The sequence below is a fragment of the Psychrobacillus sp. genome (genome assembly GCF_056205495.1).
Genome location: NZ_JBAEAP010000640.1, coordinates 1 through 7,187, shown reverse-complemented (window position 1 = coordinate 7,187; position 7,187 = coordinate 1). Strand labels below are relative to the sequence as shown.

Below are 7,187 nucleotides of genomic sequence, written 5' to 3'. Positions count from 1 at the left end.
TACAGCATTTTGTTGCACCTTAGACGATTCAGGTGGTAAATCTTCTTTTCTTAGCCTTTCCTCGCTGTCCGACAACACGGTATATTCAATTCTTTGTATAATAGTCCCTTCTATTAATAGCTTTCCTCTCGTTGCTTGTTGGACACCTTCTTCATTGGATTGCTCGAAAGAAGAAGGTATGAATTTACACGAAGCCAATTGAATATCCTTTGTTAATTCTTTAATATTAACTACTCTTTCTTCTAAATCCAAGGCTCGTTTTAAGCTTATTTCAACATCATACTCCCCTATAATTACAGGCACCTTAATATGCACCGCTAACGGTAGCTTATTTTCCTTTTGTCCTGAATTGTGTCTAACTTTAACTTGTGACTTATATAGGTTATTTTGTGCTACAGAAAGTTTTTGTGATTCATTGTTATGAACAGAAAAGAGAATTTCATGCACTTTATAACCTAACAGGTGGCAATAGAGATCTTCTTGAAAAAAGTACATACTATCAAAAAATACTGTATCTAAAAGTGGGAAATGATCGTTGTTTGTAGGTAAAAAATTATACCCTTCTTGCTTTGCACTACCATAAAGTGCAGGGTTCATAAAATCTTCAATATCTACGTAGGTAGAAAACGGGATATATATGGTTTTTGTTTTTATATTAGACGTGGACGCTTTTGCCTTGTAATTTACTTCCTCTGATTCTTGAGAATCTTCTTCTGCCACTAAGTTATTTAGCAATATCTCCTCCTCTTCCTCTAAAAGAGATTCTTTTTCTATAGTAGATATATCTTCCTCTTGATGGTCCTGGAGAATGTTATCTGTTAAAGTGTTGAAAAAGTCGTCACTTTCATCCTCTTCTTTACTAGCAATAATTTTTTTCAGGCTATTGATTATTACAGACAAATACATGTCTCGAAGACTGTCTTCGATAAATCTTATACTATCTTCATTTTCAATTTCTAACTCTATATCTTTAAATTCTAATTCTTTAGTTATGGAATCTAATGTTTCTATTTCATGACCAATTTCTATGGAAGAATAATCTTCATCACTTCCTAAAACTAACATCTCCTCTTTACTGTCGTAGGCAGGTATTGTAGGCATGTTTGTTTCTTCTATAGATTCCTCTTCTTTTGAATCTTCTTGTTGGGAAGGTATCTCGATTGCTTGCGCCTCAATAAAGAAGGAAGAATCCTGGAGTGGTGTTTGTTCTGTGGCATTCCATTCTGTTGGTTCTTCTTCTGACTCAATATAAGCCATCACTTCTAATTCATGATTATAATCTGCATTTTCAAATTCTAATACAGGATTTATTTTACGTATCGGTGTTGGCAAATAAGCCCTAATATACTTTAGTGAATTTGGCTGTTTAATTTTCTTTTTATTATTTGATAGTAGATAGTATGGCTTAAGTGAATTTTTTTCTTCCCTTAAAAAATTGACTAAACTATTTTCCTTTGTATTTTCTTGAGGGCCATTTATCATAATCTTATCTTCAGATGGTACTGTGGCTATAAATCGTCTGCGCCGTTTTCTTTTGAATGTACGTCTTTTTACTTTTTTAATATCAGACGCATATACTTCTTCTATTTCAGTTATGCTATCATCTTCTGATACTTCTTCATCACATTCCACTTGAGCCGATTCTAATGGTTGTGAAACTGAAAAGCATATACATTTCTTTTGATTGTTACTTATTTCAACGAAAGCCCCATAATCAAACCAAGGAACAGTCAACTTTCCCTCTGAATTGTTATAGTGAAAGTCACTAGCAATACTAAATGTCACAGCCTCTTCTTTCGTAAAGACAACTCCATCCTCTATATTTTGTATGATTAACCCCACCTTTCTCTTATTACTTGAGACGTTTGCCCTGTATTATTTATATTATTCAGTTAGAAGGAATTCGTTCAAAAAAAAACCTTTTACTTCAAAGATCGTCATATGATTTCACAAATTCCTTATAATTAGGAGGAATTCGAGTAATTTAATGGCGATTCTATAAAGTAAAAGGTTAAATTTTAGTATTATTTATTTGAAATGGTCGTAGGTAAGACACGTGCAAAACGATCTTCTATTAAAGCTTCTGACTCATTTAGAAGAAGGTGAATTTCACCGTGATCCTCAGACGTACGGATAAGACGACCTATTCCCTGTTGAAGTCGAAGAAGCATAAACGGTAATTCTACTTCTTCAAAGGGATTGTTAGAAAACGAACGTTTTGCATCGAATAATGGATCTACTGGTGGGAATGGCAGATCATAGATAATTACTCGAGTTAAAGCTTCTTTAGGCAAGTCTAAGCCTTCCCACAAATGATAAGAACAAAGGGTAGAGAATTCTCCATTTTGAAATTCCTTCACAATTGTCGAAAGTTCACGATCCCCTTCAAAAGCAATGTCCTTGGCTTGAGTCGATGCTCTAAAGTGATCCATCGCAGCTTTAGACTTAAACAAAATGAGTGTTTGACTAGTAGAATCCAATATTTTATCGGTTTCTTGAACTTTTTCTGCCTGACTAACATGATGAGCTGTAACTTTCATAACCTCATCATAGTCGAATGGTGATGGTACAGAAAATGATTGATACTTCTCAATTCCTAAAGAATCTGCCAAATAAGTAAAATCTTTTTCTATGGATAAGGTTGCAGAAGAAAAAATGACAGGCAGTTTAGTACTAAAAAGCTTTTCGTTTAAAATATCCGTTACTAGCCTTGGCATAATAATAAGTGTTTCATAGCCATCGATTATTTCCAGCCATTCAACCCCATCACCTTTTTCCGTAAACAGCCTTAGCGAGAATGAATACTGCTCTAAAAATTCTTCTACCATTCTTAGCTCATATTCTGGAATCGTAAACAGTTCCGATTCAAATACAAATTCCTCAAGCAAGTCGTCTGTAATTTTGATCGCCTGCTTACATAGCTGTATTAGTTGAGGTGACTTATCAATTTTCATACGTTCGGTTTCCTCAGCAAAACTACCAACTCTTAATACACTAAAAATTTTCTCATGTGTATTTTGAAGTATTTCCATAAGATTTAACGTTTTTTCTCGGACACCGTCAACCATCACCCGTTCTAGTAAACGGATAAGTGTTTCACTCTGCACTTCATATGTAAGTGCTTTTTGAGCTGCAAATTCTAACAGATGTCCTTCATCCAGTACAATCATAGAGACTTCAGGTAAAAAAGGTAGCTGCCCTTCACGAATGCGAGAGTCTTTTGTCCAAAGATGCTCCATTAAAAAGTCATGTGAGCAGATGATTAAATCAGATGATTCCCGGTAATGTTGGCGGTGAATAGTTTGCCCGCATCGATTGCGTAAATCGCAAACTGTACATTGTTGAGTAGGATGGAAGTTAACTTTTTGCCAATCTACATCCGAAACTCCAGGAAACTGGCTTCTTTCACCAAAAGGGAATATGCTTTGTAGAGAAGAAGAACCATAAACGAAATCAGGAACACCATCTTCAATTTCTTCTATGAAGAAGTCATTCTCTCCATTTTTTTGAGCCTCTTCTAGTCTTTTTAGACACAAATACTGATTGCGTGATTTAGCTAATCTTACATCTATTTTTATATCTAAATAATTTTGTAACTTAAAAATATCGCCAGCCTCTTTTACTAGCTGCTCTATTAGTGTTTCATCAGCGCAGGCGATAAGTGCTGGTTTTCCAGTATATCTCGCATAAGAAATAGCAGGTAGTAGATAAGCTATCGTCTTTCCTGTACCTACTCCAGCCTCTGCAAACAAGACATTTTTCTCTTTTAAAGCTTTTTCAATTTGATAAGCCATGAAAATTTGCTCATCACGACATTCAAATCCTTTTTCGGGTAATTCATCGTATAACACGTCTCCCATCCAGTCTCCTAATGATTCAAAGAAAGAACGGTCCTTAGATAATTTAAATGGTAAAGCTTGCTTCATTTTCTAACTCCCTTAAATATAATATAACAGCAAGGGAGAGCTTAGTCTCCCCTACTGTTATGAACGTTTACCCCAAAACTGATAGTAATCTGTTCTTATAAACCCATTGAACAATTTACGTTTCTTCGTTGCTCTACGACCATACAGATTTTCAAAATTCTCCATGGAAGATAACATATAAACTGACCAAGAAGGATATTTTTCCATCATATGCCCTAAGTCACTAATAGCTTTCTCAATTTCTTCTATTTCGCCTATACGCTCTCCGTACGGTGGATTACCAATCATCACGCCATCCATTAGGTCCGTAGAGAAGTCGCTTGCCTGCATTTGTTTAAAGCTGATTAAATCAGCAAAGCCTGATTCAAAAGAGTTCTGCTCTGCTATTTGAATCATTTTATGATCAATATCTGAACCAATTATTTCTAAAGGTTGGTCATAGTTGGCTAAATCTTCAGCTTCATTTCTTACATCATCCCAAATTTTTTGAGGCATCCAAGCCCAAGCCTCACTATGAAAATCACGGTTAAATCCTGGAGCAATATTTTGTCCAATCATGGCTGCTTCAATTGGAATTGTACCGGAACCACAAAAAGGATCAACAAATGGTCTATTTGGACTCCATTTAGAGATTTTAACTAAAGCTGCTGCTAATGTTTCTTTTAAAGGTGCTTCCCCTTGACCATGTCGGTAACCGCGCTTATGCAGTCCTGCTCCGCTAGTATCAATGGTAATAGTAGCTACATCCTTCAATATACTAATTTCTATCTTGTATGTAGCCCCGGACTCATCTAAAAATCCGATACGTTTATAGGCTAGCTTTAATCTTTCAACAATCGCTTTTTTAACAATTGCCTGACAATCAGGAACACTAAATAATGTTGATTTGACTGATTTGCCTTGTACAGGAAAAGCAGCATCTACAGGGAGGAACTTTTCCCATTGAATCGCTTTTGTATTCTCAAACAATTGATCAAAGGTTCTAGCAGGAAACTGAGCAGCTACAATCTTTACACGGTCTGCAACTCGTAGCCATGTATTAGCTCTTGCAATTGCTCTTTCATCTCCTTCAAAATATACCTTTCCGTTTTCAGTTGTTGTTTCATATCCTAGTGCTTTTACTTCTTCTGCAACGATTGCCTCTAGCCCCATTGCAGCAGTAGCTACTAATTTAAATGTTGTCATTATACCTTCCCTTCTTGCTTATGAATCTCCCATAACTCTAAGAAATCCATTAGCCCTTTACTTGGAACTGGCTTGCTATAATAGTATCCTTGGATAATATCGCAATTCATTTCCTTTAGAATTTCTACTTGTTCCTTCGTTTCTACACCTTCAGCTACAACCTTAATATTCAAACGATGTGACATTAAAATAATAGATTCCACTATTGCTTGTTTATCCTTTAAGTTAGTTATGTGCTGAATAAAGCTTCTATCAATTTTTAAATAGTTTATAGGAAATTGGTTTAAATAACTCAAGGACGAGTATCCTGTCCCAAAATCATCAATAGAAATTTTAAATCCATTACTTTTAAGCTTTATAAGCTTAGATATAATATTATTAGAATCCTTCATAATAGTGCGCTCAGTTAATTCTAATTCAAGCTGCTGTGGACTACAATTATATTGCATTACCAAGTTGTTTATTCTTTCAATAAAATTATCTTGTTGAAAATGTATAGATGCAATATTAATGGATACTGAAATATTACTAATATCAAGTGTTCTCCATTCAAGGATATCTAAACATACTTTTTTTATAATTAACTCACTTAATGGGATGATTAGACCGGTTTCTTCAGCAAGTGGTATAAACTCTGCTGGAGATACAGTACCTACCTGATCATTTTCCCACCTTACTAAAGCTTCTACTCCAATAATGTTTTTTGTTTCCAAGGAAACTTTAGGCTGGTAATGGACGGAGAAATCATTTGCTTGTATCGCCTTTCTCAGTTCAGCCTCTAGTAACAGCTGCCTTTTCGAATCTCTCTTCAAATCTTCAAAGTAAAATGCATATTGATTACGGCCATTATGCTTAGCAAAGTACATTGCCTTATCTGCCTTATGAATAAGTTCATCTATTTCTTGTCCGTCTTGAGGAAAAAAGCTGATTCCTATACTAGCTGTTAAATAAATCTCCAAATCATATATTATAAATGGCTTGCTTAGCATTTTAATAATTTCAATAGCAATTTGGCCAGCATCAATATGTGATTTAATATGTGAAAGTGCAAGTAAAAACTCGTCTCCCCCATACCTTGCCAAGATACTGTCCATTGGTGTTATATGTCTAACGCGTTTCGTAAATTCAACTAGAATTCTATCTCCTATTTCATTTCCAAGTGATGCATTCACTTGCTTGAAACGATCTAAATCGATAAACAATAGTGCACTGAAGCTATTTGGAGTCGACTTTTCTATCAACTGTAAAAACAATTCATTAAAAGAGAATCGGTTAGGTAAACCTGTGAGAAAATCCGTTGTAGTTAATGTCTTTATTTCTTTTTCTGCACTTTTTTTTATGGAAATATCAGAAAACACCCCAAAATAATTTGTAGTTTCGCCTAGTTCGTTTTGAATTCTAGTAATTTTTAAGTGCTCAGGGTATACTTCACTATTCTTCCGTCTGTTCCAAATTTCACCTTGCCAAGTTCCTTTTTTGTCTAACTCTTTCCACATGGACTCGTAAAATGATTTGTCCTGCTTTCCGGATTTTAAAATGCTAGGAGTTTGATCTCTAACCTCCTCCAAGCTATATCCAGTAACCGCTTGAAAGGCAGCATTCACTAATGTAATTTTTAAATGTTCATCCGTAATCATAATACCCTCAGTAGTGGAATTAAATACTTTCTCTACTAGCTCTTTTGGGTACAAAGAAAAGCTTTCGGGATGTTGCTCTTTTTTCACTCTCTAAGACCTGCTTCCCCTCAGTACTCACTCGATGATAAAATACAATTCCATTAAACATCAATCAAGCTACCTGAGATAAATAATAGTATAGGGTGAGGTTTTACTCTCTTTAATGATAAAATATGTAGTCAAGAAAAGAAAAGCTCTCCGTGATTGGAGAGCTTTTCGTATTATTAATTATAGCCACTCATAAACTCAATAAGCCATGTTTTGTTTCCACGGTACTCAAACGGTGTACTACCTCGTACGTATGTGGATGGCAATCATCTATCTACAGATTAATATCTGTTTTTCTATCCGTTCAATTCCTTCAAGAAAATGCCCCTACCATAATTTGGGTTTCTCACTC

Annotated in this window: 4 protein-coding genes; all 4 read right to left on the bottom strand. The window is 35.1% G+C overall.

Annotated features, from left to right (window positions below; genetic code table 11):
• A partial coding sequence (locus AC06OU_RS18310; protein ID WP_475857659.1) for a DUF7852 domain-containing protein occupies positions 1–1,842 on the bottom strand: 1,842 nt, incomplete at its 3' end.
• Positions 1,843–2,024: 182 nt separating this feature from the next.
• The gene (locus AC06OU_RS18305) at positions 2,025–3,926 is read right to left on the bottom strand and encodes an ATP-dependent DNA helicase (protein WP_475857658.1); all 1,902 of its coding nucleotides are present in this window, start codon (positions 3,924–3,926) and stop codon (positions 2,025–2,027) included.
• Between the two features lie 57 nt (positions 3,927–3,983).
• A complete protein-coding gene (locus tag AC06OU_RS18300) occupies positions 3,984–5,111 on the bottom strand; it encodes a THUMP domain-containing class I SAM-dependent RNA methyltransferase (RefSeq protein WP_475857657.1) in 1,128 nt (375 codons plus the stop codon).
• Positions 5,111–6,835: a putative bifunctional diguanylate cyclase/phosphodiesterase gene (locus tag AC06OU_RS18295; protein WP_475857656.1), complete on the bottom strand. Its 1,725-nt coding sequence runs from the start codon at positions 6,833–6,835 to the stop codon at positions 5,111–5,113. Before AC06OU_RS18295 ends, AC06OU_RS18300 begins: the two co-directional genes overlap by 1 nt.
• Between the last annotated feature and the right edge of the window lie 352 nt (positions 6,836–7,187).

Bases quoted from the DNA above. Each gene is read 5' to 3' on its own strand.
- AC06OU_RS18305 (WP_475857658.1), bottom strand. From the start codon at position 3,926: ATGAAGCAAGCTTTACCATTTAAATTATCTAAGGACCGTTCTTTCTTT.
- AC06OU_RS18300 (WP_475857657.1), bottom strand. From the start codon at position 5,111: ATGACAACATTTAAATTAGTAGCTACTGCTGCAATGGGGCTAGAGGCA.